A 24,198-nucleotide genomic window follows, 5' to 3' on the forward strand; every position below is an offset into this window, starting at 1 on the left:
GGCAGGCGTAATGGATCCGAACAGGACATCGCAGCCTTTTCGTGAGTTTTCGCACAGGCTGTCCCTGATCTTCATGATCACGCTGGCGGCGGCGCTTCTGCTGCTGGGCCGGGCGGAGACCTATGTCTTCGACCGGGCGCGCCAGACGGTGACCGACCTTGCCGCGCCGTTGCTGGAGGTCGCCTCGCGGCCGGTCGCGGCAACGCGGCGGCTGATCCAGCGCACCGATGAATATGCCTATGTCTTCGACGAGAACGAGCGGTTGCGTGCGGAGAACCAGCGTCTTCAGGCGTGGCGCGAGAAGGCGCTCAAGCTGGAAGCGCGTCTCGCCCGCTATGAGGCGCTTCTGAGCGTCCAGCTCGATCCCAGCATCAAATATGTGAGCGGCCGCGTGGTCAGCGACAATGGCGGTCCCTTCGTCGATACCGTGCTCGTCAATGTGGGCGGGGATCAGGGGGCGAAGAGCGGCCAGGCGGTGATCGACGGCAATGGCCTTGTGGGGCGCGTCGTGGCGACGGGGCCCCATGCCAGCCGTGTGCTGCTTCTTACCGATCTCAACAGCCGCGTGCCGGTGGCCATCGAGCCGTCGCACTACAAGGCGGTGCTGGCCGGCGACAACACCAAATGGCCGAAACTCGAATATCTCGCCGTGAGCGGCGCGGTGGCGCCGGGCGACCGTGTAGTGACGTCGGGCGATGGCGGTCTCATGCCGGCGGGGCTGCCTGTGGGTGTCGTCATCCAGACCAGCGAGGGCGATCTGCGCGTCCAGATGTTCTCCGACCGTGACAGGCTCGATTTCGTGCGTGTGCTTCAGTACCAGTTTCCCGGCAAGGTGAAGCGGCAGGATCCGCCGGAGGGGCTGAAGGATGAGCCCGAGCCGGTTGCGAGCGCTGCGGCCGCCGGCGGTAATGCATCCGGCAGTAGCGGGCAGGGGGAGTAGGGCGATGGCGCGGCTCGACCCCTATACGCCGACACCGGCCGCCCGCGCGGGCCGTATCGTGATGACGGTGGTGCCTTTCGCCGTGGCGCTGGTGCTTGTCTTCCTGTCTTTCCTGCCGATCGGGCGCATTTTCGGATCGTCCGTCATGCCGGCCTTCGCCTTTATCGCGATCTACTACTGGGCTGTGGCGCGGCCGGAACTGCTGCCGCCCATGGCGGTGTTTGCGATCGGGCTGATCTTCGATCTTCTCTCAGCCGGTCCGATCGGGCTCTGGGCTTTCGTCTATCTGTTCGCCTATGCGCTGACGGTGACGCAGCGATTCTTCCTCATCAACGCACCGTTCTCCGTTTTCTGGATCGGTTTCGGCGCGGTAGCGGGCATTGCGGGACTGGTGGCCTGGGCGGCGGCATCGCTCTTCTTCGGGCAGGCGCTCGCCATTAGCCCTATACTCTGGCACATGGGCATGACCGTCGCGCTGTTTCCGCTGGTGGCGGTCGTGCTGACGCGCATTCAGGCGCGCGTCCTGCCGGGAACGTGAGGAGGCGGTCAATGCAGTTCGATAATCGCGACAACTCACGCTACCAGACCTTTACCCGCCGCGCGGCGCTGCTGGGCGGGGCGCAGGCGCTTGCTTTCGCCACGCTGGCGGGCCGCATGTATTACCTTCAGGTGCTGAAGTCCGACGAGTACAGGATGCTCGCGGATGAAAACCGCATCAATGTTCGCCTCCTTGCGCCGCTGCGCGGCAAGATCGTCGACCGGTTCGGCCGCGTACTCGCTTCCAACAGGCAGAACTACCGCGCGGTGATGATCCCCGAGCAGACCGACAATATCGAGGAGACGCTGGACCGGCTTTCCCGCATCGTCGAGATCACCGATTACGACCGCAAGAAAATCATGCGCGACGTGAAGCGGTCGCCGCGCTTCCTGCCGATCACCGTGGCGGAGGACCTGAGCTGGGACCAGTTCGCGCGCGTGAACGTCAACGAGCCGGACCTGCCAGGCGTGCAGCCCGATGTCGGCGAGACGCGTCACTATCCTTACGGCGAGGATCTCGCCCATGTGGTGGGGTATGTCTCTGCCGTGTCGGAAAAGGAGCTCAAGGCCGCGGGCAAGGACGAGCCCATCCTGCGTCTGCCGGGTTTTCGCACGGGCAAGCAGGGCATCGAGAAGACCTTCGACAAGGAACTGCGCGGTGTACCGGGCTCGAGCCATGTCGAGGTGAATGCCTATGGCCGCGTGATCCGCGAACTCAGCAAGGATCCCGGCCAGCCGGGCAAGGAGATCGTGCTGACGCTGGACATGGATATTCAGGAGTTCGCCTGGAACCGCATGAAGGACGAGTCGGCAAGCGCCGTGGTGATGGATATTCATTCCGGCGATGTGCTGTCTTTCGTTTCGACGCCGGCTTTCGACAGCAACAAGTTCAATATGGGCTACAGCACGGCGGACTACAAAGCCCTGCTGGACAACATCCATCTGCCGCTCGTCAACAAGGCGCTGGCGGGGCTTTACCCGCCCGGGTCGACCTTCAAGCCCATCGTGGCGATGGCCGCCGTCGATGCGGGTATCGATCCGAAGGAAACCGTCTACTGCCCCGGCTATTACAGGTTGGGCGACAGTCTCTTCCATTGCTGGCGGCATGGCGGCCACGGCAACATGAACATGCATGACGCCATCAAGCACAGCTGTGACGTCTATTTCTACGAAATCGCCAAGCGTATCGGTATCGAGAAGATCGCCGAGATGGCGACGCGCTTCGGTCTCGGTCAGACCTATGATTTCGACATTCCCGGCGCGCGGGAAGGGCTCGTGCCGACGCCGGGATGGAAACGCGCCATCAAGGGCGAGAGCTGGCATCAGGGCGAAACGCTTATTACCGGCATCGGACAGGGCTATCTGCTGACCTCGCCGCTGCAACTTGCCGTCATGACGGCGCGTCTTGCCAATGGCGGCATGGCCGTGGTGCCGCGTATCACGCGCGCGGTGGGCGGCGAGATCATTCACCCTGCCGAGGCGGCGAAGATCGACGTCGATCCCAAGGGCCTCGGGATCGCGCAGGGCGGCATGGACGGCGTGATGAACGAAATCGGCGGTACCGCCTGGCGTTCGCGCATTCCCGAGAAGGGAATGCATATGGCTGGCAAGACGGGAACGGCCCAGGTGCGCCGCATCAGCCGGGCGGAACGCGCCAGCGGCGTACTGAAGAACGAGGACCTTCTGTGGAAGCAGCGCGACCATGCGCTCTTCATCTGCTTTGCGCCGGTGCATGCGCCGAAATACGCCATGGCCGTGGTGGTGGAACATGGCGGATCGGGGTCGGGCGTCGCTGCGCCGATCGCGCATGACATCATGTATGAAGTGCTGAAGCGCGATCCGACGCAGCGCCAGGCCTATATGCCGTCCGAGGCGGATCCGAACCGGGGGAGGGGCTGATGGTCGATTTCAGCCGCTTCACCAGCGGGCGCGACATGCGCATCGGCGAAAAGCTGATCGAGTTCAACTGGGGCTTCCTGCTGCTGGTCACGCTCATCGCCTGTATGGGCTTTGCCATGCTATATTCGGTGGCCGATGGCAGCCTGTCGCCCTGGGCTTTTCGGCAGATGATCCGCTTTGCGGTGGGTGCGGGCATCATGATCATCGCCGCGATGATCGATATTCGTACCTGGATGCGTTTTGCCTATCCGCTTTATGCCGTCACCTTCCTGATGCTGGTGGCGGTGGAGTTTATCGGCCTGCGGGGAATGGGCGCGCAGCGATGGCTCGATCTGGGCTTCATTCAGATACAGCCGTCCGAACTGATGAAGATTACCCTGCTGCTCGCGCTGGCGCGCTACTTCCACGGGCTGACGCTCGAAGAGGTTTCCATGCCGCGCCATGTGGTGATCCCGGTTCTCATGATCGGGTTGCCGATGGGGCTTGTGGTCATCCAGCCCGACCTCGGCACGGCGCTGCTCCTTGGCGCAGGCGGCGCGGTGCTGTTTTTCGCCGCGGGGCTTCGTTGGCGTTATTTCATCATCACGGGTGCCTCGGCGCTTGCCGCTATCCCCGTGGTCTGGAGCCGGCTGCACGATTATCAGAAGAACCGCGTCTTCACCTTTCTCGACCCCGAGCGCGATCCGCTTGGCGCGGGCTATCACATTCTCCAGTCCAAGATTGCGCTTGGCGCGGGCGGGCTTTTCGGCAAGGGCTTCATGGAGGGCACGCAGAGCCATCTGAACTTCCTGCCGGAAAAGCATACCGACTTCATCTTCACCATGCTGGGCGAGGAGCTGGGGCTCGCGGGCGGCATCGCGCTGCTGGGGCTTTATTTCCTGGTGCTGGCCTTTTCGTTCAATGTGGCGCTTCAGTGCCGTAACCAGTTCGGGCGGCTGCTCGCGATCGGCGTAGCGGTGAATTTCTTCTTCTACATCTTCATCAATGTGGCGATGGTGATGGGCCTGCTGCCGGTGGTGGGCGTACCGCTACCGCTCGTTTCCTATGGCGGCACGGCCATGCTCTCGCTCATGTTCGCTTTCGGCCTGATGATGAGCGTCTATATCCACCGGAACGTGGAAATCAGCCGGGGGCCGACCGCTTTCTGGTGAGGCGCGGGACGGCTCGTGCCGGCTCGGGGCCGGGTCGAAAAATGACCGGGGCGGGAGGCGTTCCCCCGCTTGCAAGGGGCCTCCAGCTTTGCTATACGCAGGCTCCTTCACAGGAATTGGTGATCCCACCTCACAGGTCGCTCAGGCGGCAGGTGATTCCGGCTCCGAGGGGCAGGACGGCGGGCGCATAGCTCAGTTGGTAGAGCAGCTGACTCTTAATCAGCGGGTCCAAGGTTCGAGTCCTTGTGCGCCCACCAATTTCTCCGGATTTCCTCTCTTTGATCCATCTCACATCCGCCCCTTGCGGCTGACGCTAGGCTTTTTCCGTTGCTGGAACTCTCCAATCGGGAAAACGAGGCGTTGGATGAAGAATTTCGTGGAAGTCGGGCAGGAGCTTCAGGCCGGGATGGCAAAGCTCGGTGAGGAAGAGCCGGCTGCGATGCAGGCTTTCGGGGCGCTGATGGGTGCGACCGTCGGCACCGATGGTGCATTGTCGGTTAAGGTCAAAGAGCTGATCGCGCTGGCCATCGCCATTTCCGTGCGTTGCGACGGATGCATTGCGCATCACGTCCGTGCGGTGATCGAGGCGGGGGCGACGCGCGAGGAGTTGATCGAGGTGATCGGCGTTACGCAGCTCATGGGCGGCGGGCCCGCCACCGTTTACGGTATCGAGGCGATGCAGGCCTGGGATCAGTTCCAGAAGGCCTGACGTGAAAACGGCGCCGAGGTTATCCGGCGCCGTTTCCTGTTCGCGGGTCAGCTTGCAGCTGCCGTCCGTTGCCGCTTGCGGGCGCGCGAGCCGGGGCGGTTGGCGCTCCTCTTGGCTGGACCGTCGGGGCGGTGGCCGCCGCGGTTTTGCGGGGCGCCCTTGCCTTTGCCGTTGCCGCGGCCTTTTCGCGGCGGGCGCTGGCCTTGCGGCTTGGGTTTCGTTTCCTCAGGCATTTCCCCCGCCGTCTGGCCGAGATAGGGCACGGGGTCCATGATGCTCAGCGGCTTGCGGGTCAGCTTCTCGATGCTTCTGAGATAGGAGCGCTCGGTTCCATCGCAGAAGGAAATCGCGATGCCGCTGCGGCCTGCCCGGGCGGTGCGGCCGATGCGGTGAACGTAGTTCTCCGGCTCGTTCGGCAGTTCGTAGTTCACGACATGGGTGATGTCGTCGATATCGATGCCGCGCGCGGCAATGTCGGTTGCCACCAGCACGCGGGACTTGCCGTCCCGGAAACGGCCGAGGGAGGCCTGTCGGGCGGACTGCGATTTGTTGCCGTGAATGGCATCCGATTTGACGCCCGCCTTGTCCAGCACCTGCGCGACGCGGTTGGCGCCATGCTTCGTCCGGGTAAAGACGATGACACGTTCCATGTCGGTGTCGTCCAGCAGGCGCAGCAGAAGTTCGCGCTTCTTCTTGCCGTCCACATGCAGCACATGCTGGTCGATGCGGTCCACCGCGACCTTTTTCGGCGTGACTTCCACACGAAGCGGGTTGTGCAGCACTTCCGCGCCGAGTTTTTCGATCTGCTTGGGCATGGTGGCGGAGAAGAGGAGCGAATGACGCTTCTTCGGCAGGGCGCTCACGATTTTCTTCACATCGTGAATGAAGCCCATGTCGAGCATACGGTCGGCCTCGTCGAGTACGAGGATGCCGGTTTCATGCAGACGGATGAACCCCTGCTGCATGAGGTCGACGAAGCGGCCCGGCGTGGCGACGATAATGTCGACGCCGCTTTTCAGCGCGCGCACCTGGGCGTTCTGTTTCACGCCGCCGAAGATGACGGTGTGGGTGATTTTCATATGGGCGCCATAGGCGGTCAGGCTTTCGCCGATCTGGATGGCAAGCTCGCGTGTCGGCGCCAGGATGAGCGCGCGCGGATGGTGCGGCTTCGGGCGGCCACGGGCCTGCTCGGCCAGCAGGTGAAGGATCGGCAGGGAGAAGGCTGCCGTTTTGCCGGTGCCCGTCTGGGCAAGACCCAGCACGTCGCGGCCTTCGAGAAGGGCGGGGATGGTGCCGGCTTGAATGGGAGTCGGGTGGGTATAGCCCTGCGCTTCAAGAGCGCGGGTCAGCGGTTCGGCAAGGCCGAGCGCCGCGAAGGTCTTTTCAGTCATTAAAATCTTTTTCTTTCATGCAGGCGTATGCCGCCGGTCCGCTTCGATGCGGAACGGTCGTGTGACGCGGGTTGCGTACCGCGTTCCAACGCGCATGGAATTCGGGAGGGTTGTCGAACCGGGGTCAGGCGGCAGGGAAGATCCCTTTAGAGGCCGCAGAGCGCGCTACATGGGCTCGACGCACGTTAGATGGGGGTTCGCGGGCACAAAGTCAAACGAAATCGCGTTGGGGAGGGCGTGGCCGGGACTCGCGCATTGTGAGCCGCCATGTTTGAGGGCATCATCCCGGCACCCGGAAGACCGCCGAATATCGTCGAATACCGCCCTTGGGGGAGGGACGTTCCATGATCACCTGCTATATCCGCGCCAATGGCGGCCTTGTGCCCACACCCTTGCCGGAGGCGGGAAACGACCTGCCGGCTGAGACGATCTGGATCGATATGCTCGATCCGACCGAGCAGGAGCGCCACCTCATCGATGAGGCGCTGGGCCTCGCCATGCCGAAAAAGGAGATCATGAAGGAGATCGAGCCGTCGAGCCGTCTCTATCAGGCGGGCGAGGCGGCCTATCTTACCGTGGTTGCGATGACAGCGGCCGATACGCTGAAGCCGAGAAACGAGCCGGTGACCTTCGTACTCACGCGGAACATCCTCGTCACGCTGCGCTATGCGGATCCGCAACCGTTTCGGAATTTCATCGCCAATCTGCGTCGTCACACGCTGGCCTGTTCCTGCGGGGAAGATGTCATGGCATCGCTCTGCGATGCGGTGGTGGCGCGCGTCGCGGATATTCTCGAAAAGGTGAATAGCGAAACCGATGACATTTCCGGGCAGATCTTCCATCGCGACCGTATCTCCAAACCTGACTATGACGAGGTGTTGCGCAAGGTCGGCCGCAACCAGACGGTAACGGTGCTGGCACGGGACAGTCTCGTCAGCCTGGCGCGCGTTGTGACCTACATGCTGCGCCCGGTCGAAAGCAAACTGCAGAAGCAGACCGGGCGCGCCTTCAAGACGGTGTCGCGGGATATTTCCTCGCTGAGCGATCAGGCGAGCTTTCTTTCCAGCAATCTGACCTTCCTGCTCGATGCGACGCTGGGGCTCATCAATTCCGAGCAGAACGGCATCATCAAGATCTTCTCGGTGGCGGCGGTGGTTTTCCTGCCGCCGACGCTGATTGCGAGCATCTATGGCATGAACTTCAAGGACATGCCTGAGCTGGACTGGCTTTTCGGCTATCCTTTCGCGCTGGGGCTGATGGTGGCCTCGGCGGTCTTTACCTATGTTTTCTTCAGGCGGAAGGGGTGGCTGTGAGCGACGCAGGCGAGCGGACGGAGTGGTACTGGCTTTGCCATATGCCCGCGCAAGGGGCTGAAAAGCGCTACTACGGCCAGCTCGATGTCGCGCCGCAGCCCGTACCGCCGGAGCGCGCGGCGCGGTTGCAGAAGGCTTTTCCCGAGCATGCGGTCTGGGTTTCCTCGCCGCTGTCGCGCGCGGTGACGACGGCGCTGGCGCTTATCAACGGCAAGCCGCCCATTGCAGTAGGCGATTTCACCGAGCAGGATTTCGGCAAGTGGCAGGGGCGGAGCTTTGCCGATGTCTTTGCCGAAAACCGGACGCTCGATTGGTCGCAGCCGCATGAGATCGTGCCGCCGGGCGGCGAGAGTTTCTACGATCTGGGCGAGCGGGTTGCCGATGCGATCGATCGGCTGAGCGAGCATTATGCCGGCAAGGCCATTGTCGCGGTTGCGCATCAGAGCGTCATTCGCGTCGCCATCGCCTATGCGCTGGAGCTCGAAGCGGATCAGGCCTGGCGTGTCAGCGTGGCGCCCCTGTCGCTCACGCGGCTGGGTCTTCAGGTCAAGGATGGAAAGAAGCTCTGGTCGGTCGGCTGTATCAATGCCGAGATCGGTCAGTGAAGGTCGGTGTCCATGCGGGCCGCTTCTTCCTCGAAGCGAGCGAGGATGCGGGTCACATGCTCTTCCATCATCTCCATCGCCTCGATGACGGTAGACAGACGGCTTGATGTGAAATCCTGAAACGAAGCGGCCATATAGATGCCCGCGGCATGGCTTCCCAGTTCGTCGCAGATATCCGTTTCGATTCCTTCGGCGCGCAAGGCATCGGCGATCTGCTGGATGCGTTCGGCCGCGCCCTGCATATCGGCTTCGGTGCGTTTGGCCGCTTCAAGCACATCGGTGGCGCGCTTTGCCGCATCGATGGCGTCGTCGTCACGGTTCGTTTCGGCCAGGTCCGTCCTCGCCCGGTCGATCGAGTGTTTCAATTCATGCAGGTCGTGATAGATGAAGCCGAAACGGGCGGAGACGGCGGTTTCGCGCGCGGTGCGGTAGAGTTTCTTCACGGCCTCGATCATGCGGTCCGTGTCGGCAGCGCGGTTGCGGCGTGAAAATTCGCGCAGGAACCAGCGACCGCGCTCAGTCTCTTCGACCGCCGCCTCGATCTCCCGGTATTCCCTTTCCTCGTCTGCCTTGCTTTCCGCGCGCTCGCCCATCATGCCTCCTGAGGTTGGGGCATTCTGGGGACAAATCCTTGAGCAATCGTTGACCCGGCTTCATGCGATAAACAGCTTGCGGCCAAATGCGCCCCGTGCGAGTGAAAACGGTCGGTATTTCAGGACAATTGTCGAAGGACGGGAGGAGAGGGCGCATGCGGCTAGTGCGGTTTGGCGGCGCGGGGGCGGAGAGCCCCGGCCTTCTCGATGACGAAGGCCGTGTGCGCGACCTTTCCGGCCATGTGGGGGAGCTTGCCGGCGAAACGCTGTCGCCGGAAAGTCTGGAGAGGCTGCGCGGGCTGGACCGGAGCTCCCTGCCGCTCGTGCCCGACGGGGTGCGCCTTGGCGTCTGCGTGGCGGGAACGGGCAAAATTCTTTGCATCGGCAAGAATTATGCGGATCACGCCGCCGAGATGAAATCCGACCTGCCGCCGGAGCCGCTTCTTTTCATGAAGGCGACAAGCGCGCTGGCCGGTCCTTTTGACGAGGTTTGTGCACCGCGCCGTACCGCCAAACTCGACTATGAGGGCGAACTGGCGCTGGTGATCGGCCGGGCGACGAAATATGTGAGCGAGGCGGATGCGCTTGCTCATGTTGCGGGCTACACCATCATGAACGATGTCTCGGAGCGCGCGTTCCAGAACGAGCGGGGCGGGCAGTTCACCAAGGGCAAGAGCAGCGATGGTTTTGCGCCGCTGGGGCCGTGGCTCGTCACGACGGACGAGATTGCCGATCCGCAGGCGTTGCGTGTCCGAACATGGGTGGACGATGAGCTTCGGCAGGACGGAAACACATCGAACATGATTTTTTCCGCCGCCTTCATCGTCTCCTATCTCAGCGAATTCATGACGCTTTATCCCGGGGATGTGATTTCCACCGGCACGCCGCATGGCGTTGCCGCGGGTATGACACCGCCCGGCTGGGTGCGCGACGGGCAGACGGTGCGTGTCGCGATCGACGGGCTCGGCGAAATCGCCAACAGATTTACGGTGGACAAATGACAAGGTTGGCACTTCCCATCGAGATCGAAGCGGTGAAGGGGTTCATGCCCGAGGATGAGGGTTGGGTGCTGCATGAGGCGGCGCTGGAAGCCTCGAAGCTCGGACCGGTGCTTGAGATCGGCTCCTATTGCGGCAAATCCACCGTCTATATTGGCATTGCGGTACAGGCCAATGGCGCAGTGCTTTATGCGCTCGACCATCATTACGGCTCGGAAGAAAACCAGCGCGGCTGGGAACATCATGACGAGGCGCTCTACGACGAAGAGACGGATCGTCTCAACACGTTTCCGCTCTTTCGGCACACGATCCGCTCGGCGGAACTTGAAGATACGGTGGTGCCGCTGGTGGCGCCGTCCGCCGTGGCGTCGAAGGGCTGGGCGACGCCGCTTGCCATGGTTTTCATCGATGGCGGGCATGGTATGGAGCCAGCGCTGACGGATTACCGTCTCTGGGCGCCGCGCGTCATGCCGGGCGGGCTCTTGTGTATTCACGACGTCTTTCCGAACCCGGAAGATGGCGGACGTCCGCCTTACGAGATCTACAAGCTGGCGATAGCGTCCGGCCTCTTTGAGGAGGAGAAGGCGGTGGGTAGCTTGCGTGTGCTCAGGCGGCTGAGCTGACACTCACGGATAGTCATGTACGTGAACCGGGATCGGCAGATTGCCGATGCGCCGGACCATGAGCGGATAAACCTCTTCCCAGTCGAGCCCGCCAATACCGCAGCCGAGCTTGGGGAACGAGACGCTTTCAATGCCCCATTCGCGATAGCTGTCGGCGAAGGCGACGAGCCCCTGTTCGATCCAGCCGAGTTGCGCGCCTTCAGCAAGCGTATCCATGGTGGGGAAGTTGAGAACCCATTTCTCGTCGCCCTTCCAGAGATGCGGGCGACCGGGGCGGAGCTCGCCCGTCTCGCAGGCCGCGACATAGTCGATATACATCTCCGGGTAGCGGTCCTTGAAGAGAGCGGCAAGCCCGCCGCCCATCACGCCGACACAGTTCACCGCATTGACGAGCGTTTGCGCGTCGGATGAGAAGATGTCCGTCTTGACGATCTTGAGCATGGTGCCGCCTTTCTCCCGCTGTTTGCAGAGCGTGTCAGGCGGAAGGGGAGGAAGCAATCCCGTATGGTCTATTCCGCCGCTTCCGCCAGTACGCGCTCGCCGAAGAGGTGCGAGGCCGCGCTCGAACCGGTTACCGCGTCGGCGGCGAGGATCACCGCGGCGGCGGTCCATGCCGGTTTTTCGGCGGGCCAGGCCACTTCGTCGCGGAACTGGTAACCCATCCAGTAGGCGCCTTCCTCGTCGCGCCATTGATGCTGCCATGACAGGAGTGCTTCGGCTTCCCTGCGCTGTCCGGCGGCCAGCAGCGCCATGGTGAGTTCGGCGGATTCGGCGACCGTCACCCAGGGCTCTTCCAGCACGCAGCGGCAGCCCTTGCCTTCGGCGACGAAGAGGTCCCATTTCCAGGCAATGCGTTTGCGCGCGGCTTCGCCCGTCAGCACGCCGGCGAGGACGGGGTAGTACCAGTCCATCGAATAGCGGTCTTTGGGCTCCCACGTGCGGTCGAAGCGATGGGGCTTTTCGCGGAGCGCCTCGCCGAGTTTCCGGCGGGCGGCCATCCAGTCGCGGGAAGGATGGCCCAGGGCGCGCGCGATATGCGCGGCGCATTCAAAACTTTTGTAGATCGAGGAGCAGCCGGTGATGAGGCTGTCGTCTTCCGGGGTATGCGGATCGTCTGCGGCCCAGCGAATGTCGCCATGCGCGCTTTGATGGTCGATGACGAAATTCATCGCCGCTTCCACATGCGGCCAGATTTCCGCGAGCCACACGCGGTCGCCCGTCACGAGATAATGGTGCCAGGCGCCTGTGGCGATATAGGCGGCGAAATTCGTGTCGCGAACCGGCATGCCGGCGCCTTCGCCCGTATAGGCTTGCGTCTCTTCGTCGAAAGGCACGGCGGCGCCCAGTTCGCCCCACCACGAGCCGTCCTTGAGCTGCGTTGCCTTCAGATAGTCGAAGGCGCGGCGCGCATTCTCGATGTCGCCGAGAACGGTGAGTCCCATCGCGGCTTCGGTGTGGTTCCACGGGTCCACGACACCGCCATCGTACCAGGGGATCGCGCCGTTCTCGCGCTGCAATTCGAGGATGCGGTTGCGTGCACCGTCGAAATAGCCGTCGGGAATGGCGTCGCCATGTTTCAGATGCACCATGCCGTCAGCTTGCCTTGGAGAAGTACAGAACCACACTCTTGCCCATCAGCGGACCGGCTATCTTTTCGAGCGTGCGCGTCAGCCAAGGTCCCTTCATGATGTCCCATTCGAGAAACTTCTTGTAGGCATTGACGAGCGCATTGTCCTCACGTTTCACGCCCACGGCGCATTTCAGCCACCAATAGGGCGAATGGAGCCCATGCGCGAAATGCCGATGGAAGAAGGAAAGGCCGCGATCTTCCACCGCGTCTTTCAACTCGCGTTCCTGGAAGATACGGACATGGCCGCCGGGCTCGTTGTGATAATCGTCTGAAAAGGCCCAGCAGATGCGTTCCGGCCAGGCGCGCGGCACGGAGCAGGCAAAGGTGCCGCCCGGCTTCAGGATGCGGTCGACTTCCTTCAACGCCTGTTTGTAGTCCGGAATGTGCTCCAGCACTTCCGAGCAGAGGATCTTGTCGAAACTGTTGTCCGGGAAGGGCAGGGACAGCGCATCGCCGACGCTCAGCGAAAAGGAGCGCTTCGTTTCCGGGTCCATGTCCGGATTGTCCTCGAAACCCTTACGCGCAGTCACAACGTCATCGAAGCAGAGATCGATGCCGACGACATGGCAGTTCGCGAAATAATACATGGCGTGGACATGCCGTCCCGTCCCGCAGCCAAGGTCCAGCACACGCTGGCCGTCCCTAAGCCCGAGCAGCTTGAAGTCGATGGTCTGCATGGGCAATCGTCTCTCTGTAAACGTCAACACAATCGCGGGCGGCGCGTTCCCATTTGAACTGGTCAAGAATGCGTTCGCGGGCCGCTATGCCATATCTGGCACGAAGTTCAGGGTCGTCGAGATAGGTGGAAATCGCCTCGGCGAGCGCATCCGGATCGGAATGCTGCACGACGAGGCCCGCATCGCCGACGACTTCCGGCAGCGATCCGCCATTGGTCGTGATGACGGGCGTCCCGCAAGACATGGCTTCGCCCGCGGGAAAGCCGAAACCTTCATAGACGCTCGGCGAAATGGACATGGTCGCTTCGTTGTAGAGTTCGGTCATTTCCTCATCGGTAATGCCGGAAACGAACTCCACCTTGTCCATGATACCGAGCTGGCGCAGCTCGTCGGAGGTATTGCCCTCGCGCAGCTTGCCGATCACCCGGAGTTTCAGGTCCGGGTAGGTCTTCAGCAGTTTCGCATAGGCGCGGATGAGGAAAATCAGCCCCTTGAGCGGAACGTCGGCGCTGGCGCAGGTGACGATCAGGTCGTTGCGCCGTTTGACATGCGGCATGGGGCGGAACTGGATGTGGTCGATGCCATGCAGGACGAGACGGGTCTTGTCCGGCTCGATGCCGAACTCGCGCACCACATCGCGGCGGGTGCTTTCCGACACGACGATAAGCGGGTCGAGCTGACGGGCGACCTTGATCTGCATATTGAGGAAGGAGTACCAGCGCTTTTTCAGCAGCTTCAGCTTCAGCGTTTTGGCAGCGTCGACGTCGATCCGCCGGTCCATGGTGATGGGGTGGTGGATCGTGCCGACCACGGGCAGACCCATGTCGCGCATCTTCAGCAGGCCCCAGCACAGCGTCTGGTTGTCGTGGCAGATGTCGTAATCGGTCCATGTGCCGCGCGCATAGCGCGTCATGCGTTCGCCGAACGTATAGGGTTCGGCAAATCCGCCAGTCGCGTGGCTCCACCATTCGAAAAGGTCGATGGGGGAGGCGAACATCCAGGGACGGATGGAAAGTATCGGATGCGGATTTGCGTAGAGGTCGAGCGAGGGCAGTTTGATGAGGCCGGCGCGCTTGTCCGTATGGGGATAGGGCGGACCTGAAATCACATCGACTTCATGCCCGAGATCCAGAAGCGCTTTGGTGATATGGCGCATATAGACGCCCTGTCCGCCGGTTGTCGGATTGGAGCGGTAACTCGGCAGCAGGATGCGCAAGGGCCGGTCGCCCTTAACCGCTGCGAGGGAGGGGGGGTGTTGTGTCGTATGAACGGCCGGTGCTGACGGCCCTGATGCAGGCGCCTCATCGAGGGCTTGGGACATTAACTTCTCCTGTGACCCTATTTCTTCGTCACTTCTCGGGATGCGCCTCAAGGGCCGTGCGGATTTTCAATTTCGCGGAATATAGACAGATCAACCTTTTGCAACAACCCGCTAACAGGAATGTAAGTGGCTTTCAGTTGATCCGTGGCGCCACGCCGCGAATATCCTCATCCGGCTCGGGCGCGGGGCTCGACTGGTGGTGAAACAGCAGCCAGCCTTCATTCGCCCTGGTGAAGACATTCGTGGCCAGGAGAAAGTCCTCGCCGATCTGCTCGTAGCAGATCACGAGCCCCGTGTCGCCCTGTATGCCCGGGCGGGGCGCGATACATTTGATGGCGGGGCTTGCCGGGCCGGAGAGGATGGCATGCCAGCTTTGCAGCACCGCGTCTCGGCCTTCCACGGGCGGCCAGCCGGGGTGAAGGCAGGTCACCGGCTCTCGCTCTCCCCATATGGCGGTCATCAATGTGTAATCGCGGTCGGCGAAGGCCCGATAAAATGTGTCATTGGCAAAGAGAAGCGCAGCGCGATCCCGTTCCGTCATAGTTTTCCGCAAGTTGCCATGAGCTGAATTCGGTCGATCATAGCAGCGGAGGATGCGGCATGCAGCCGGAACCGGGGATCGGCCGGTATTTCGGTGGGCAATCTGCCCGTAAATTCCGAACGAGGTCGTTCAGACCGGAAAACGCCGCTTCAGCCAGTCCAGCATCAGCCGGTTCAACTCGTCGGGTTTTTCCGACTGGGTCCAGTGGCCGCAATCGGGGATGATGTGCTTTTCGAGGTCGGGCACATATTTTTCCATGCCCTCCGCCATGGCGGGCGGGAGAGCGATGTCGTCGGCGGCGGAGATCATCAGCCCGGGCACGTCGACGCGCTGGGGCAGGTTTTCGCTTCTCTCCCAGTTGCGGGTGAAGTTGCGGTACCAGTTGATGCCGCCTTCCCAGCCGTTTTTCTCGAAGGCCTTCGCATAGACCTCGAACTCTTCCGGCGTCAGGAGCGCTTCGCCGGTCCATGTGTCTTCGGGCGCCTGCAGCGCGGTGAGTAGGGTAAGGCGACGCATTTCTTCGGGGAGTTTCAGATATTCCTCCATCGTCACGCCCGAGCGGCGATAGAAGAAGCGCAGCGAGCGGCGCGTGTCCTTGCCCAGCAGTTTCTCCGCTTCGCCGAATTTCTGGAAGAAGACGATATACATGTCCTCACCATAGGCGGCGCGCATGGCGGCGATGGGGTCGGAACCAAGGCGTGGAATGAAGGGCGTATTGACGCCGATATTGGCCATCACACGGGAGGGATGCATGAGCGGCATCTGCCAGGTGACGAGGCCGCCCCAGTCGTGGCCGACCATGATCGCCTTGTCGATCTCCAGGGCGTCGAGAAGGCCGGCGAGATCGCCGGTCAGGTGCTCCATGTCGTAAAGCGGTATGGCGTCCTGGCCCAGCGGGCCGCCCGTATTGCCATAGCCGCGCATGTCGGGGGCGATGGCCCGGTAGCCCGCATCGGCCAGCGCCTTGAGCTGGTGTCGCCAGGAATAGGCGATTTCCGGCCAGCCATGTACGAGCAGGACGGGTATGCCGTCTTTCGGCCCTGCTTCATAGACCGCCATGCGGATGTCATTGGTCTCGACGAAATACGGCTCGGGAAATGTCATGCCCGTCCTCCCTCAAATCGTGTTTGTTTCGTTCGGATTATTTTTCGGATTTCTTTATATCAGGCCGCGTCGCGCAGGCGTTCCCAATCGCTTGTCGCGGGCAGGTTCAGCAGCGCCATCATTTCCTGCCGATCGGGGCCGAGTTTCGGTGGGTAGTAGGATGCATTGCGTTTCTTGCCGCGTGCCCAGGTTCCCATGATCTTTGCGACATTGCCGGGATTGCGCAGGAACTCGCTGGGCTTGTCGATCATGTGGAAGGCGCGCATGAAATCGCGCAGAAGTTCCGTGTCGCCGCGCAGGGCCGGCATGATCGCATCTTCGGCAAAGCTCCGGATGACACGGTTGCGCAAGCTGGGGCGGTAATTCGGGTTCAGTGCGTTGCGTGCGCGGCGTATCGCGGCCTTGTCCTGCTTGACCATGTCCGAATAGTAGGGACGCAGCGCGTCGTGCACATTGTTGAAATAGAGCGTGGCGCGTGCGACAGGGTTTTCCGTCCGGTCGAAGGTATGTACCAGCGTTTCCGCCTCGATGGCGGCGAAGGTGCAGCCGCGTCCATAGAGCGGATTGGTGCGGATCAGGCTGTCGCCGAGAGGAAAGAAATTCAGCACGCGCGGGCCGTCGTCATCGGCAAGCCTGCGCCAGCGGCTGATCAGTTCGCCCATTCCATAGACTTTCGACACCGGCGTCGAGCGGTCTTCCGCCGTCCACGGCGCCACGCCGGGCAATTGCGAGCAGATGAAATCGAATGTCTCGGGGCGGATGATCGCCTTGCGTAGTTCCATCTCGATTTCAGGGACGGCGATGGTGATGGAGAAGCATCCATTGTCGGCAGGAAACACGCCGTATTTCATGAAGCCCATATCCCCGGCGCTCGGCACCTTGTTGCGTGCGGGCTCGCTCATGCCCTCATGCAGGCGATAATGGCGCGTGAAATAGAGGATGCCCGCGCGTTCGTTTGTTTCTTCGATGCCGGCGCCACGCTCGTTCAGCATATCGATGAGTTGGCTGTTCTTGCCGGCGGCGTCGATCACGACGTCGGCGGGCCATTCCTGTCGTTCGCCGGCGCGTTCTATGGTGAGGCCGGTCACGGCAAGGCGGCCGTTCCGCGTTTCCGTCGCCACGTCGCGGACCAGCGTGTCGGTGACGAATTCTATGCCGGGCTGGCGGAGCGCATAACGGCGCATCACGAATTCGAGCGTGGTGCGGCGGCTCGTCAGGATGGTGAGTTCTTCATCGCCCGGCGCAGGAACATAGGTCTCGCGCAAGGCGAGGGGCAGGTTGTCCGCAAAGCCGATTTCGCGACAGCCTGCGTCCAGCAGATCCTGCATCAGTTCCGGGTGCCATTCGCGGAGATGCTTGTGGAGCCGGGCAAGAAAAGCGTGAGAGTGGCGTAAATGGCCGACGCCGCGCCGTTCCCAGTCGGTGAACGCGAGATCGGCGGGATTTTCGCCTTCCGGCGCGGGCGGATCGCGTTCGACGATCGTGACGGATCGCCCGCTTTTTGCCAGCGCGAGGGCCGACCACAGGCCGGCGATGCCGCCTCCCACGATCAGAATGCGCTCCTCCATCGACAACCTCCCCGTTTCGACATGGATAAGCCAGGCTACTTGACCTTGGTACATTTATAGACCGAGGTCTATAAAAAATAGGGGCGGTTCTCGTTCATTTCCAGACCCCGGGGGGGGGGCCGGGAGGCTGGTTTCCCTTAAGTCAGTTTCCGATTTTCCAGGCCGCGAAGGCGAGGCAGGCCCAGCCGATCATGAAGGCCAGTCCGCCAAGTGGCGTGACCATCACCAGCGCGCGGCTCCCCGTCAGGGCGAGGATATAGAGCGAACCGGAAAAGAGGATCGTACCGGCAAGGAAGGCGCTCCCCGCCATCGTTGCGAGACTGCCCGCGCCCATGCTTGCCACCCAGGCGACCGCGACGAGCGCCAGTGCGTGATACATCTGGTAGCGCGCGCCGGTTTCGAAGACGCCGAGTTCGTATTCGCCGACATGCGATTTCAGGCCATGAGCGGCGAAGGCGCCGAGCGCCACGGAGATGAGGCCGCTCAGGGCCGCGACGGTGAGCCAGATACGCATCGAATCCTCTTCCTGTCTGCCTGTGACATCTGCGCGGCAGTCTAACCTGCTTTGGCGCCGGCGTGCAGGAGGTACCGGCGCTGCCGCTGCGTCACGTTGACCGCCCCATGCGCAGGCGTCATTGTCGTCGCCAAACAGAGGTCCGGCCACAGGCCGAGGCCGACAAAAACAATATGGGAGGATCCGGTCATGCTCACCGAGGCAGACGAATTTCGTGTGCGTTTCCGCCGCGCCGCACTGGGGAGGGGGTGTCGTCATGGATGAGTTTTCGTCGCGTATCGCAGCCTATCTCGAGGCGAAAATGCCCGCCGTGTCCAATGTGGAAGTGAGCGGCGTGTCGCGTATTCATGGCGGTGCCAGCCGCGAGACCTATCGCTTTCACGCTGCCTGGGAGGAGGGGGGCGCGAAGAAGGAGCGGGCGCTCATTCTGCGTCGCGATCCGGAAGCGAGCCTCATCGAGACCGAGCGCGATCTCGAATACAACGCCTACAAGGCATTCCATCCGACCGGCCTGCCGGTACCCGAGCCGCTTTTTCTCGAGACCGAAACCAAATGGCTCGACCGTCCCTTCTTCGTGATGGAACAGATCATGGACAGCCAGGCGGCTTCGCCGTTCTCGCCCGATCCGTTCGGCGAGCTGAAGGACAAGCTGGGCGAGCAGTTCTGGCGCTATCTCGGACAGATTTCCGGCGCCGACCCGGATGCGATCGGCTTTTCCGCGTCCATGGAGCCGGTGAAGCCCGAGGCGTGCTGGAAGCGCGAGCTCGACAAATGGGAACAGGTGATCGACGAGGACGAGTTGACGCCGCAGCCTATTGCGCGCGCCGCCATCCGCTGGCTGAGGCAGAACCCGCCGCCGCCGCCGAAGAAACTTGCCGTCGTGCATGGCGACTACCGCACCGGCAATTTCATGTTCAATGGCGCGGGCGACATCACGGCGATCCTCGATTGGGAGATGTGCCATCTGGGCGATCCGCTGGAAGATCTTGCCTGGGCGGCAGACCCGCTCTGGGCCTTTGGCAATCGCGAGCGGCCCGCCGGGCTCATCGCCCGTGAGGAGGCTTTGAGGATCTGGCAGGAAACGAGCGGCGTGACGTTCGACCCGCGGGCATTCAAATGGTGGGAAATCTTTGCCGCGGTGAAAGGGCTCGCCATCTGGATTTCCGCCGGCAAGGAATATCAGAGCGGGGCCAATCGCGATCCGGTGCTCGCCTTTTCCAGTTGGTACTGCACGGATGTTCACAACAGGCTGCTGGTGGCTCGTATGGCCGAATTGAGGGAGGAGGCACGCAAATGAAACCTGTCGTCGATAATGTCCTGCAGGGCTGCTTTGCGACCCTCCTGATGGAAGTTGCTCCTCATCTGGGTGCGGAATATTCGGTGGGCGATGTCAGCGTGATGGGGCTGATGCTTTTCATGTCGGCCGAGGAATATGACCGCGCGGCGGAAGTTCGCACCGAGGACAATTCCGAGATGCGTTCCATTTTCGCCGAGGCCGCCTCCCAGATCGAAGATGCGGAACTTCGCCGCCGGCTCGGCGACGCATCCGATATGCGTGACACCTCCTTGCGCATCAGCGCATTGGACAAGATCAATGATGCGTTGAAAGCCCTGCTGATCGACCTCCAGACCTATCTGGAAGGGCAGAGCGGCGACTGGGCGGCCCATATGGAACGACGGATCTGGAAGCATTTGTCCGCCTCGGCGGAGAGGCGGAAGCTTCCCCATCCCGCGATGTGATTTCGACAAGGCTCTTCGCGGCGGCAGTCGGTTGCGATATGAGTGATCGCATCGCTGTCGCCGCAGGCCAATCATGCCGCTCTCCATCCGCCTTTCGATCTTTTACGGTTCGCTCTGCCTCTTCTCCGGCGTGCAGCTTCCGTTTTTTCCGGTCTGGCTGAAATCGGCGGGTCTGGGCTCGTCGGAAATCTCCATCATCATTGCGGGAAATATGCTGTTGCGCATCGCGGCGGGGCCGGTGTTCGCCTATACGGCAGACCGGCTGGACGACCGGCGCCGCGTCGTGGTGGCGCTGGCGTGGAGTTCGGTGGCAGCGGGCTCGCTACTTTTGTTGGTCAACGGGTTCTGGGCGTTGCTCGCGGTCAGCATCGTGCTCATGTCCTGCTGGCCGTCCATCACGCCGCTGATCGAAACCATTGCCATGAAGGCAACGCGGGAAGGGCGCATCGACTACGGGCGGGTGCGTATCTGGTGTTCCATCACCTTCATCGCGGCGAGTACGGGGACGGGCTGGCTGGTCGGCTGGTTTTCGGCGCATGTGATCGTCTTCTGCATGCTGGGCGGTCTTCTCACGACCCTGGCGGGGACCTTTCTTCTGGCGCGCGAAGTACCGCAGCCGAAAAAGCGCAAGAGAAAGGGCGGGCAACTCATCGCCACGCTTCAGATCGCGCGCCATCCGGTCTTTATGCTCGGTCTGGCGACGGGCGGGCTCATTCAGTCCAGCCATGCGGTCTATTATGCTTTCGGTTCGATCAACTGGCAGCGGCTGGGATATGGCGACGGGCTGATCGGCATTCTCTGGGGGATCGGCGTCGTCGCCGAAATCCTGCTTTTCACGCAATCGGGGCGTGTTTTGCGCGTGGTCGGGGCGCCGCGCCTTTTGATGCTGGCAGCGGGCGGGGCGGCCATCCGCTGGATATTGCTGGCGTTCAATCCACCTCTCTGGCTTGTGATTTTCTGTCAGGCGCTGCACGGATTGAGTTTCGGCGCGGCGCATCTGGGGGCACTTCATTTCGTTGCCCAATCCTCGCCGCCCTCGCTTGCTTCGACCGCGCAAAGTCTTTACGCCTCCATTTCCGCCGGGATTATGATGGGGCTGATGACACTTGCCGCGGGGCCGCTTTACGACCATTTCCTGTCGGAGGCCTATCTGCTGCCGGCCGTGGCGGCGCTGGCAGCTTTCGCAGGCGCCGTCCTGCTCCAATACCGCTGGCAGGGTGGTGCGGTCGTTTCGGACGAGGAGGAAGAAGATGCCGGTTGAGATCGTTCCCACAGGCGCGGCGCTGGGCGCGGAAGTGCGCGGACTGGATCTGTCCCGCCCGCTGAGCGACGATGATTTCGAGGCTGTTCTTCAGGCCTGGTACGATCACATCGTATTGCTGTTCCGTGGACAGAAAATTTCAGATGACGATCTGATCGGGTTTTCGCGCCGTTTTGGCGATCTCGACATTGCACCTGCCAGTGCGACCGACATGGCAGGATCGCAGACCAAATCCCGACCGGAAATCTGGATCATTTCCAATGTCGTCGAGGATGGAAAACCCATCGGTGCGCTGGGCGACAAGGAAGCCGAGTGGCATACCGACATGTCCTATGTCGATGAGCCGCCCATGGCGAGTTGCCTTTATTCGCTCGAAATTCCCGATCACGGGGGCGATACGAGCTTCGCCAATATGTACAAGGCGCTCGAAGAACTGCCGGAGGATTTGCGTACGGCCATCGAAGGTCGGGTCTGCAATCACGATTCAAGCACGACCAGCGTCGGCGAACTACGGGCGGGCGCGGATGAGGTGATCGACGTCACGAAGGCACCCGGGGCGAAACACCCCGTCATCCGCACGCATCCGGCAACGGGCGGCAAGTCGCTTTATCTGGGGCGGCGTCTCAATGCCTATATCGAAGGGCTGCCGCTTGCCGAAAGCGAGGCGCTGCTCGACCGTCTCTGGGCGCATTGTGCGAAACCGGAATTCGCCTGGACGCATCGATGGGCGGTCGGTGATCTTCTGATCTGGGACAATCGCTGTGCGATCCATCGGCGCGATGCCTTTGACGGGGCTCAGCGGCGCGTGATGCACCGGGCCCAGATCAAAGGCAAACAGCCGTTCTGAAAACGCCCGTTTCTGACGTCGCGGCAAACTGGCCTTCCTGCAGCATCGGCGATGCGGGATTGACAGCGCATGCCTAACGGGCAGCCTTGCGCGCATCGACATCAGGATTCAGGGAGAAAAGTCCATGCGAGCGATGGAAATTCAGGGCGATTTCGGCATCGACAATCTGAAACTTGCCGAGCGCGAAACGACGAAGGCCGGACCGGGGGAGGTCGTTATCCGCATGAAGGCCGCCTCGCTCAACTATCGCGATCTTGCGACCGTTGCGGCGATTCACGGCATCCGGGGACAGCTTCCGCTCGTGCCCCTGTCGGATGGTTGCGGCGAAGTCGTGAAAACCGGCGAGGGCGTTACGCGTGTGAAGACAGGCGATCGGGTCGCGCCGGGCTTCTTTCAAGGATGGTTTTCCGGCGAGCCCACCATGGAGGCTCTAGGGACTTCCCTGGGCGGGCCGATCGACGGTTGCGCGCAGGACTATATGCGCCTGTCGGCAGAGGGCGTGTCGAAGGCGCCCGACAATCTGTCCGACGAGGAGGTTGCATGTCTGCCATGCGCCGGGCTGACGGCGTGGCGTGCCTTGATGGTCGAGGGCCGGGTGAAGCCGGGCGATACGGTGCTGGTGCAGGGTACGGGCGGCGTGTCCATCTTTGCGCTGCAATTCGCCAAGGCGGCGGGTGCGCGGGTGATCGTTACCTCCTCGTCGGATGCAAAGCTCGAGCGTGCGGGGGAACTCGGCGCCGACATGTTCATCAACTATGCCAAGACACCGGATTGGGCGACGGAGACACGCAAACTCACCGGCGGGCGGGGCGTCGATCACATCGTGGAAGTCGGCGGTGCCGAAACCTTCCAGCAGTCCATCATGGCGGCGCGCCTTGGCGGGCATATCGCGGTGATCGGCCTTCTGTCGGGCGTGATGAAGGATCTCAATGTCGCGGCGATCTTCTCGCAAAACCTCAAGATCAGCGGCATCACGGTGGGCAGCCGGACAATGTTCGAGGAAATGTCGCGAGCCATTGTCGCCAACGACATTCATCCCGTGATCGATAAACGCTTCGGCCTGGAGGATGCGCAGGAGGCATTCCGGACAATGGAGAGCGCCTCGCATTTCGGCAAGATCGTGCTTAATCACGTTTGATCGGGGTCTGCCTGGTCGGTGGCGGGGTCAGCCCCAGAGTTCAGGCTCGGGCGGGTGAACCTCGCTGCCGTCATAGCGCAGAGACGGTGCGCGGTCCCTGGCCAAAAGGAGCGGGCCGTCAAGATCGACGAACTCCGCGCGTTGTGCCAGCAGCATGGCGGGGGCCATGGCAAGCGATGTTGCGACCATGCAGCCGACCATGACGCGCAGGCCGCGTCTTTCCGCGCAACGCAGCACGGCGAGCGCTTCGGTCAGACCACCGGTCTTGTCCAGCTTGACGTTCACATAGTCGTAAAGGCCGACCAGACGGCGCATGCCCTCGAGGCCATGCGCGGATTCGTCGGCGCAAAGGGGAATGGGGGACTCGATTCCGCGTAGTGCCTCATCGTCCTTGGCGGGTAGCGGCTGTTCGATCAGGCTGACACCGAGCTTTGCAAGTTCGCTTGCGAGAGGGCGCACCTCGTCCGGTGTCCAGGCTTCATTGGCGTCGACAATAAGGGCCGGGCTGGGGGCGCCCTCGCGCACGGCTCGCAGGCGGTCGATGTCGTTGCCGCCGCCCATCTTGATCTTCAGCAAAGGACGGTCCGAGGCGCGCCGTGCCGCTTCGCGCATGGCATCCGGTTCGTCGAGGCTGATCGTGTAGGCGGTGCGCCGGGGCAGAGGTTTCGGCAGTCCGGCGAGCTGCCAGGCGCGTTGGCCGGTTTTCTTCGCCTCTAAATCCCACAACGCGCAGTCGATGGCATTGCGCGCCGCGCCGCGCGGCATGGCGCGCTGGAGGGCCTCCCGGCTCAGCCCGTCCCGCAAGGCCGCTTCCTGGGCACGGATGGCGGCGATCACTTCCTTTTCGTTTTCGCCATAGCGCAAATAGGGGACGCATTCCCCCCGGCCGGCGAAACCGCCTTCCTCGATCGTTACGGAAATGGTTCGAGCTTCCGTCTTGGAGCCTCGCGAGATGACGAAGGCCTCTCGCAATGGCCAAGACTCGGCTTCGATATAGACGGTTCGCATCGGATATCGTGTGTGATCTGACGTAAAAAGGGAGTCGAGCGGGGATAATCGCGTTAAAGTTGCATAACGCCAAGAACTGAATTGGCACAA

The 24,198-nt window shown here is 62.2% G+C and carries 25 protein-coding genes and 1 tRNA gene; 15 read left to right on the forward strand and 11 right to left on the reverse strand.

Annotated elements, in window-relative coordinates:
- Positions 1 to 10 precede the first annotated feature (10 nt).
- The 6 genes from mreC to FHS78_RS06695 all read left to right on the forward strand — a co-directional run bounded on the left by mreC (position 11) and on the right by FHS78_RS06695 (position 5,236).
- Positions 11 to 940, forward strand: coding sequence for a rod shape-determining protein MreC (mreC, locus tag FHS78_RS06670; RefSeq protein WP_167092160.1), 930 nt, complete (start codon positions 11 to 13; stop codon positions 938 to 940).
- A gap of 4 nt (positions 941 to 944) precedes the next feature.
- Complete coding sequence (gene mreD, locus FHS78_RS06675) at positions 945 to 1,478, forward strand: rod shape-determining protein MreD (protein WP_167092163.1); 534 nt, start codon at positions 945 to 947, stop codon at positions 1,476 to 1,478.
- A gap of 11 nt (positions 1,479 to 1,489) precedes the next feature.
- On the forward strand, positions 1,490 to 3,376 hold the full coding sequence (mrdA, locus tag FHS78_RS06680) for a penicillin-binding protein 2 (protein WP_167092166.1): 1,887 nt from the start codon (positions 1,490 to 1,492) through the stop codon (positions 3,374 to 3,376).
- Positions 3,376 to 4,527: a rod shape-determining protein RodA gene (gene rodA, locus FHS78_RS06685; protein ID WP_167092169.1), complete on the forward strand. Its 1,152-nt coding sequence runs from the start codon at positions 3,376 to 3,378 to the stop codon at positions 4,525 to 4,527. The genes mrdA and rodA overlap by 1 nt, the downstream gene beginning before the upstream one ends.
- 181 nt (positions 4,528 to 4,708) lie before the next feature.
- Positions 4,709 to 4,784 (forward strand) — tRNA-Lys (locus FHS78_RS06690).
- Positions 4,785 to 4,891: 107 nt separating this feature from the next.
- Positions 4,892 to 5,236, forward strand: coding sequence for a carboxymuconolactone decarboxylase family protein (locus FHS78_RS06695; protein WP_167092172.1), 345 nt, complete (start codon positions 4,892 to 4,894; stop codon positions 5,234 to 5,236).
- Between the two features lie 47 nt (positions 5,237 to 5,283).
- Here the strand turns inward: FHS78_RS06695 and FHS78_RS06700 are convergent, their stop codons facing one another.
- Positions 5,284 to 6,627: a DEAD/DEAH box helicase gene (locus tag FHS78_RS06700; RefSeq protein ID WP_167092175.1), complete on the reverse strand. Its 1,344-nt coding sequence runs from the start codon at positions 6,625 to 6,627 to the stop codon at positions 5,284 to 5,286.
- A 344-nt stretch (positions 6,628 to 6,971) separates the two neighbouring features.
- Between FHS78_RS06700 and FHS78_RS06705 the strand changes: the two genes are divergently transcribed.
- Complete coding sequence (locus tag FHS78_RS06705) at positions 6,972 to 7,940, forward strand: magnesium transporter CorA family protein (RefSeq protein WP_167092177.1); 969 nt, start codon at positions 6,972 to 6,974, stop codon at positions 7,938 to 7,940.
- Positions 7,937 to 8,545, forward strand: coding sequence for a histidine phosphatase family protein (locus tag FHS78_RS06710; protein ID WP_167092180.1), 609 nt, complete (start codon positions 7,937 to 7,939; stop codon positions 8,543 to 8,545). Before FHS78_RS06705 ends, FHS78_RS06710 begins: the two co-directional genes overlap by 4 nt.
- On the opposite strand, the gene FHS78_RS06715 is transcribed toward FHS78_RS06710, so the two are convergent.
- The gene (locus tag FHS78_RS06715) at positions 8,539 to 9,141 is read right to left on the reverse strand and encodes a hypothetical protein (protein WP_167092183.1); all 603 of its coding nucleotides are present in this window, start codon (positions 9,139 to 9,141) and stop codon (positions 8,539 to 8,541) included. The two genes, FHS78_RS06710 and FHS78_RS06715, sit on opposite strands and share 7 nt — an antisense overlap.
- Before the next feature lie 152 nt (positions 9,142 to 9,293).
- Here FHS78_RS06715 and FHS78_RS06720 point away from each other — a divergent pair, with 152 nt between their 5' ends.
- Both FHS78_RS06720 and FHS78_RS06725 read left to right on the forward strand, forming a co-directional pair.
- Positions 9,294 to 10,139: a fumarylacetoacetate hydrolase family protein gene (locus FHS78_RS06720; protein WP_167092186.1), complete on the forward strand. Its 846-nt coding sequence runs from the start codon at positions 9,294 to 9,296 to the stop codon at positions 10,137 to 10,139.
- Positions 10,136 to 10,759, forward strand: a complete 624-nt coding sequence (locus FHS78_RS06725) for a class I SAM-dependent methyltransferase (protein ID WP_167092189.1) — start codon at positions 10,136 to 10,138, stop codon at positions 10,757 to 10,759. The genes FHS78_RS06720 and FHS78_RS06725 overlap by 4 nt, the downstream gene beginning before the upstream one ends.
- Positions 10,760 to 10,762: 3 nt before the next feature.
- Here FHS78_RS06725 and FHS78_RS06730 read toward each other — a convergent pair whose 3' ends face one another.
- The 8 genes from FHS78_RS06730 to FHS78_RS06765 form a co-directional block, all read right to left on the reverse strand.
- Positions 10,763 to 11,200 carry a macro domain-containing protein gene (locus FHS78_RS06730; RefSeq protein ID WP_167092192.1) on the reverse strand — a complete coding sequence of 146 codons (438 nt, stop codon included), beginning with the start codon at positions 11,198 to 11,200 and terminating at the stop codon, positions 10,763 to 10,765.
- 68 nt (positions 11,201 to 11,268) lie between these two features.
- Complete coding sequence (locus tag FHS78_RS06735) at positions 11,269 to 12,348, reverse strand: glycoside hydrolase family 15 protein (protein WP_167092195.1); 1,080 nt, start codon at positions 12,346 to 12,348, stop codon at positions 11,269 to 11,271.
- Positions 12,349 to 12,352: 4 nt separating this feature from the next.
- Positions 12,353 to 13,066, reverse strand: a complete 714-nt coding sequence (locus tag FHS78_RS06740; protein ID WP_167092198.1) for a class I SAM-dependent methyltransferase — start codon at positions 13,064 to 13,066, stop codon at positions 12,353 to 12,355.
- A complete protein-coding gene (locus FHS78_RS06745) occupies positions 13,032 to 14,282 on the reverse strand; it encodes a glycosyltransferase family 4 protein (protein WP_246220375.1) in 1,251 nt (416 codons plus the stop codon). Before FHS78_RS06745 ends, FHS78_RS06740 begins: the two co-directional genes overlap by 35 nt.
- A 238-nt stretch (positions 14,283 to 14,520) precedes the next feature.
- Positions 14,521 to 14,928 (reverse strand): nuclear transport factor 2 family protein, encoded by a 408-nt coding sequence (locus FHS78_RS06750; RefSeq protein WP_167092205.1) that lies wholly within the window; start codon positions 14,926 to 14,928, stop codon positions 14,521 to 14,523.
- 129 nt (positions 14,929 to 15,057) lie between these two features.
- Complete coding sequence (locus FHS78_RS06755; protein WP_167092208.1) at positions 15,058 to 16,032, reverse strand: alpha/beta fold hydrolase; 975 nt, start codon at positions 16,030 to 16,032, stop codon at positions 15,058 to 15,060.
- 59 nt (positions 16,033 to 16,091) lie between these two features.
- Positions 16,092 to 17,600 (reverse strand): FAD-dependent oxidoreductase, encoded by a 1,509-nt coding sequence (locus FHS78_RS06760; RefSeq protein ID WP_167092211.1) that lies wholly within the window; start codon positions 17,598 to 17,600, stop codon positions 16,092 to 16,094.
- Positions 17,601 to 17,742: 142 nt separating this feature from the next.
- A complete protein-coding gene (locus FHS78_RS06765; protein ID WP_167092215.1) occupies positions 17,743 to 18,114 on the reverse strand; it encodes a DUF423 domain-containing protein in 372 nt (123 codons plus the stop codon).
- 256 nt (positions 18,115 to 18,370) lie between these two features.
- Here FHS78_RS06765 and FHS78_RS06770 point away from each other — a divergent pair, with 256 nt between their 5' ends.
- The 5 genes from FHS78_RS06770 (at position 18,371) to FHS78_RS06790 (ending at position 23,100) form a co-directional block, all read left to right on the forward strand.
- Complete coding sequence (locus FHS78_RS06770) at positions 18,371 to 19,411, forward strand: phosphotransferase family protein (RefSeq protein WP_167092218.1); 1,041 nt, start codon at positions 18,371 to 18,373, stop codon at positions 19,409 to 19,411.
- Complete coding sequence (locus FHS78_RS06775) at positions 19,408 to 19,854, forward strand: hypothetical protein (protein ID WP_167092221.1); 447 nt, start codon at positions 19,408 to 19,410, stop codon at positions 19,852 to 19,854. The genes FHS78_RS06770 and FHS78_RS06775 overlap by 4 nt, the downstream gene beginning before the upstream one ends.
- A 73-nt stretch (positions 19,855 to 19,927) precedes the next feature.
- A complete protein-coding gene (locus FHS78_RS06780; protein ID WP_167092224.1) occupies positions 19,928 to 21,115 on the forward strand; it encodes an MFS transporter in 1,188 nt (395 codons plus the stop codon).
- A complete protein-coding gene (locus FHS78_RS06785; protein ID WP_167092227.1) occupies positions 21,105 to 21,962 on the forward strand; it encodes a TauD/TfdA dioxygenase family protein in 858 nt (285 codons plus the stop codon). Before FHS78_RS06780 ends, FHS78_RS06785 begins: the two co-directional genes overlap by 11 nt.
- Positions 21,963 to 22,086: 124 nt before the next feature.
- Positions 22,087 to 23,100, forward strand: a complete 1,014-nt coding sequence (locus tag FHS78_RS06790) for a zinc-dependent alcohol dehydrogenase family protein (protein ID WP_167092230.1) — start codon at positions 22,087 to 22,089, stop codon at positions 23,098 to 23,100.
- 27 nt (positions 23,101 to 23,127) lie between these two features.
- On the opposite strand, the gene dgcA is transcribed toward FHS78_RS06790, so the two are convergent.
- Positions 23,128 to 24,108, reverse strand: a complete 981-nt coding sequence (dgcA, locus tag FHS78_RS06795) for an N-acetyl-D-Glu racemase DgcA (RefSeq protein WP_167092233.1) — start codon at positions 24,106 to 24,108, stop codon at positions 23,128 to 23,130.
- Between the last annotated feature and the right edge of the window lie 90 nt (positions 24,109 to 24,198).

The sequence above is a fragment of the Parvibaculum indicum genome (genome assembly GCF_011762095.1).
Lineage (GTDB): Bacteria > Pseudomonadota > Alphaproteobacteria > Parvibaculales > Parvibaculaceae > Parvibaculum > Parvibaculum indicum.

Bases quoted from the DNA above. Each gene is read 5' to 3' on its own strand.
- FHS78_RS06725 (WP_167092189.1), top strand. From the start codon at position 10,136: ATGACAAGGTTGGCACTTCCCATCGAGATCGAAGCGGTGAAGGGGTTC.
- FHS78_RS06780 (WP_167092224.1), top strand. From the start codon at position 19,928: ATGCCGCTCTCCATCCGCCTTTCGATCTTTTACGGTTCGCTCTGCCTC.
- mreC (WP_167092160.1), top strand. From the start codon at position 11: ATGGATCCGAACAGGACATCGCAGCCTTTTCGTGAGTTTTCGCACAGG.
- FHS78_RS06755 (WP_167092208.1), bottom strand. From the start codon at position 16,032: ATGACATTTCCCGAGCCGTATTTCGTCGAGACCAATGACATCCGCATG.
- dgcA (WP_167092233.1), bottom strand. From the start codon at position 24,108: ATGCGAACCGTCTATATCGAAGCCGAGTCTTGGCCATTGCGAGAGGCC.
- FHS78_RS06765 (WP_167092215.1), bottom strand. From the start codon at position 18,114: ATGCGTATCTGGCTCACCGTCGCGGCCCTGAGCGGCCTCATCTCCGTG.
- mreD (WP_167092163.1), top strand. From the start codon at position 945: ATGGCGCGGCTCGACCCCTATACGCCGACACCGGCCGCCCGCGCGGGC.
- FHS78_RS06720 (WP_167092186.1), top strand. From the start codon at position 9,294: ATGCGGCTAGTGCGGTTTGGCGGCGCGGGGGCGGAGAGCCCCGGCCTT.
- rodA (WP_167092169.1), top strand. From the start codon at position 3,376: ATGGTCGATTTCAGCCGCTTCACCAGCGGGCGCGACATGCGCATCGGC.
- FHS78_RS06785 (WP_167092227.1), top strand. From the start codon at position 21,105: ATGCCGGTTGAGATCGTTCCCACAGGCGCGGCGCTGGGCGCGGAAGTG.
- FHS78_RS06740 (WP_167092198.1), bottom strand. From the start codon at position 13,066: ATGCAGACCATCGACTTCAAGCTGCTCGGGCTTAGGGACGGCCAGCGT.
- FHS78_RS06750 (WP_167092205.1), bottom strand. From the start codon at position 14,928: ATGACGGAACGGGATCGCGCTGCGCTTCTCTTTGCCAATGACACATTT.
- FHS78_RS06695 (WP_167092172.1), top strand. From the start codon at position 4,892: ATGAAGAATTTCGTGGAAGTCGGGCAGGAGCTTCAGGCCGGGATGGCA.
- FHS78_RS06715 (WP_167092183.1), bottom strand. From the start codon at position 9,141: ATGATGGGCGAGCGCGCGGAAAGCAAGGCAGACGAGGAAAGGGAATAC.
- FHS78_RS06700 (WP_167092175.1), bottom strand. From the start codon at position 6,627: ATGACTGAAAAGACCTTCGCGGCGCTCGGCCTTGCCGAACCGCTGACC.
- FHS78_RS06790 (WP_167092230.1), top strand. From the start codon at position 22,087: ATGCGAGCGATGGAAATTCAGGGCGATTTCGGCATCGACAATCTGAAA.
- FHS78_RS06705 (WP_167092177.1), top strand. From the start codon at position 6,972: ATGATCACCTGCTATATCCGCGCCAATGGCGGCCTTGTGCCCACACCC.
- FHS78_RS06735 (WP_167092195.1), bottom strand. From the start codon at position 12,348: ATGGTGCATCTGAAACATGGCGACGCCATTCCCGACGGCTATTTCGAC.
- FHS78_RS06760 (WP_167092211.1), bottom strand. From the start codon at position 17,600: ATGGAGGAGCGCATTCTGATCGTGGGAGGCGGCATCGCCGGCCTGTGG.
- FHS78_RS06770 (WP_167092218.1), top strand. From the start codon at position 18,371: ATGGATGAGTTTTCGTCGCGTATCGCAGCCTATCTCGAGGCGAAAATG.
- FHS78_RS06775 (WP_167092221.1), top strand. From the start codon at position 19,408: ATGAAACCTGTCGTCGATAATGTCCTGCAGGGCTGCTTTGCGACCCTC.
- FHS78_RS06730 (WP_167092192.1), bottom strand. From the start codon at position 11,200: ATGCTCAAGATCGTCAAGACGGACATCTTCTCATCCGACGCGCAAACG.
- mrdA (WP_167092166.1), top strand. From the start codon at position 1,490: ATGCAGTTCGATAATCGCGACAACTCACGCTACCAGACCTTTACCCGC.